A 3,425-nucleotide genomic window follows, 5' to 3' on the forward strand; every position below is an offset into this window, starting at 1 on the left:
GTGGAGATCCCGATGGTCGGCACCGGCCACAGCCTGAACGTGGCGGTTGCCGGGAGCCTGGTCCTCTACAAACTCGCCGGGCTCAGCTGACCGTGCCGGGCGGGGGGGGGGGGGGGGGGGGGGGGGGGGGGGGCCCCCCCCCCCCCCCCGCCCCCCGCCCCCCCCCCCCCCCCCCGCCCCCCCGGCGCCCGGGCGCCCCCCCGGGGGCGGGGGCCCCGGGGCGGGGGGGGCGGACCACGGGCCGTGCCATCCGTCGGCGGTGTGCTGCCACGGATCGTTCCCTACGGCGGTGGCAGCGGACCGCGGATCGCCGCCGGCACCGGACGGGCGGGGGATGTCATTCGGCACGAAGATGTCACCGGCCCGGGCACCCGGTTGTGGTGTGGCCGGGCGGATTCCCGACAGTGCGGCCTCGGCGGCGGCGGCGAGTGCCCCGCAGGTCGCGAAGCGGTGCTCCGGATCCTTCGCCAGGGCGTGGGCGACGACGATATCGAGTTCCGGCGGTAACGCCGGATTCACCGCACTCGGCCGCGGCGGTGGTTCCACCAGATGGGCATTGATCACCGCTGCGGCGGTGGGCCGGGGGAAAGGTTTGCCGCCCGTGAGCAATTCGTAGAGGGTGCAGCCGAGCGCGTAGACGTCCGCGCGATGATCGACCCGCAGGCCCCGCAACTGTTCGGGCGCCGCGTAGGCGAGGGTCGCCAGTACCGCCCCCTCCTCGGTGAGCGCGGTGGATTCACTTGCGGCCCGGCCGATTCCGAAATCGGTGACCAGGACCCGGTCGCCCCTCCCCGCGGCCGCGTCTACCAGCAGGTTCGCGGGTTTGATATCGCGGTGCACCATTCCCGCCCGATGCGCCTCGTCGAGCCCCCGCGCCGCCTGCACGACGATCCCGACGGCGCGGCGCGGGTCGGCCGAGATATCGGCCCGCACCAGCGCCGCCGCGTCCGTACCCGCGATGTACTGCATGGCGATCCAGAGCCGTTCGCCCTCGACACCGCGATCGTGCACCGCGACGATATTCGGATGGTTCAGCCGTGCGGTGAGCTCCGCCTCCCGAATGAACCGGGCACGGTAGCCGGGATCGGCGCTGTGTTCGGCGGAGAGCACCTTGATCGCGTCGTACCTGGGCAACCGCGGATGCCGCGCCAGGTACACCGTCCCCATACCGCCACCGCCGAGGACACGTTCGATCAGATAGCCCGCGAACACACTGCCGGGCCGGGGCTCGGTCACCCGTCCGCCCGATCGCTACGCACCAGCAGTACATACTGGGCCGCGGCGCGTTGCTGGGTATCGCGGATGGTCCGGCCGTAGACGATCGCCTCGTATTCGCGGTAGAGCACCCGGCAGGAGAAACGCACATCGTGCGGTGCCACGGTCAGCGATTCGACGCAGCGCGAATCCGGCAGCCCGAAAGGTGCCGGCGCCGCCCGCATACCCGGTTCTGCGGTTTCCGCAGCGGTATTTGTGAAGCCCCGCCGGGCAGCGGCCACATCCGGATGCCGTACCAGGTGATGCCGGCGATTGACCGCCAGCATCATCCCCCGCCCCTCTTCGCTCTTCTCCCAGGCTCCCCAGCGCCGCCCCGCCCGCGGACCGTAGACCACCCCGCGGATATCGAACCGTGTCCGCCAGCCCGCGTTGGGGTCGCTGCGGTTGGTGAGCACCACCGGATACGGCCACAACCCGGGCGCCTCCGGCAGCAGCCGCGCCAGCATCCCGTCCTGATCGAACGGCAGGGTGGCGAGCCGATCGGGCGGGGTGGGCGTGAAATCGGCCAGCCTCCGGATCTGCGCGGTGAACGCCGCGCTCACCAGACGGGTGAGAACCGCCGGATCGGGTGCGGTGTGCCCGGCCAGCACGCTGATGACGAACGGCCCGTGCGCGAGCCCGGCGGCCATCGTCGGCACCGCCGGACGCCAATGGGCGTGCGCGCCGGGATGATCGGGTATGTCGATCCCCACGTTGTCCGGGCTCACCGCGGCATCGGCGGAATCGATATCGGCGGCCGCCAGCCGGGCCGATTCGTCATCCGGGAAGCGCAGTAACTGGACCGTGAGCAGCCTGGCCCGGCCGACGGCCAGTTCGGCCGGTACGCCCTGATCCATACCGCCCACGGAGAAACCGGCGAGCATGCCGTATCGCTCCAGCACCGCACGCACGGGACGTGCGAGAAAACCGGCGGTGGCCGGTGTCGGAACGGGAACCGAGGCGGTGTTGCCGAGACCGAAGGTCAGGCTCGGATCGGCCTCCACCGGGTCGATGACCGCCTCCCCCATCCGCATCGACTCCAAAATGCGGCCGTATTTCTCGTCGCCGTTGTCCGGTGGCTCCAGCGGTTCCAGACCGTAGGGGCCGGTGTCCAGCGTCGTCGGATCCGGCAGTGCCGCAACCGGTTCACCGTCCACGGTGCACCCGCTGAGCACACCGGCGACCACGAGCACCGCGGCGACGATTCCCGGCACCCGCCGAGGTCCGATATCAGAGCGGTGCATCGGGCCACCACCGATCGTGTAGCAGGGCACCGGTCCCGATCCCGTTCACCTCGAGCCGGCAGTGCGCGCGGCCGGGATCGTCGAAGAGCACGTCGAGGCGGCCGCGCTGTTCGCCCCGCACGGTCGTGAACTCGCCCCAGACGAGCCGGCCCGACCCGGACGGGCGCTCCCACCGTTCTTCTCCGGCGATCGTCCAGGGCAGCTGATCCGGGCTTATCGGGGCCAGATCGGCCCGGCAGGTCGCGATCACGAGCACCACCGGCTCGTAGTTGCCGAAGCAGGCGACCCGGCCCACCTCCGGCGGATCGTAGAGCGACACCGTTTCCAGGTTCCCGGCGACCGCGCGGCACTCCACCAGGTCCTGATAACCCACTCCGTCCACCGATACGGGCAGTAGCTCCGGGAAGGCGTCGGCTATATAGGCGTGCGAACCCCACAGCGCGGCTTTCAGTTCGGGGGAACGCGTCTCCGTTACCGCGGCACTCGGCGGCGGGGAGGGCGCTGCCGCACGGCGCACGACGGTCACGGCGATCACCGCCATCAGGACCGCCACCACCGCCACTGCCACGAAGACGGCCGCGGGGGGGGGGGGGGGGGGGGGGGGGCGCGCGCGGGGGGGGGGGGGGGTGGGGGGGGGCGGGGGGGCCGACCGGGGGCCCTCGCCCCGGCGCCCCCCCCGGCCGCGGCGGGGTCGTCCACATGCGCGCGCGGGGAAGCCCAGGCCGCCTTTGTTGCCGCCAATCCCCGCGCCGACGAAGCCGAAGCCGAAGCGCTCGCCGCCCGCCGCGAGCGGGACCGGGCTACCCCCCCAATCTGCCCCCCAACCCCCCCCACTCCCACTACGCCGCCCGCCGGGGGGGGCGGGCCGGGCGCGGCGGGTTTACCCGCCGGGGGGGCCGGGGCCGCCTCGGCCGCGGCGGCCAAAGC

General features: G+C 72.9%; 2 protein-coding genes and 2 pseudogenes. 1 reads left to right on the forward strand and 3 read right to left on the reverse strand.

Annotated elements, in window-relative coordinates; all coding sequences use genetic code 11:
- Nucleotides 1–90, forward strand: a pseudogene (locus QH276_RS35295) (TrmH family RNA methyltransferase); the annotation flags it as partial.
- A gap of 354 nt (nt 91–444) precedes the next feature.
- Here the strand turns inward: QH276_RS35295 and QH276_RS35300 are convergent.
- From QH276_RS35300 to QH276_RS00215, 3 genes and pseudogenes are all read right to left on the reverse strand, one after another.
- Nucleotides 445–1,236 (reverse strand): annotated as a pseudogene (locus QH276_RS35300) (serine/threonine-protein kinase); the annotation flags it as partial.
- Nucleotides 1,233–2,498: a DUF7373 family lipoprotein gene (locus QH276_RS00210; protein ID WP_280398113.1), complete on the reverse strand. Its 1,266-nt coding sequence runs from the start codon at nt 2,496–2,498 to the stop codon at nt 1,233–1,235. The gene QH276_RS00210 and the pseudogene QH276_RS35300, both read right to left, overlap by 4 nt.
- A complete protein-coding gene (locus QH276_RS00215) occupies nt 2,485–3,066 on the reverse strand; it encodes a hypothetical protein (RefSeq protein ID WP_280398112.1) in 582 nt (193 codons plus the stop codon). The genes QH276_RS00210 and QH276_RS00215 overlap by 14 nt, the downstream gene beginning before the upstream one ends.
- Nucleotides 3,067–3,425 lie beyond the last annotated feature (359 nt).

Source organism: Nocardia carnea (assembly GCF_029869215.1).
GTDB lineage: Bacteria > Actinomycetota > Actinomycetes > Mycobacteriales > Mycobacteriaceae > Nocardia > Nocardia carnea_B.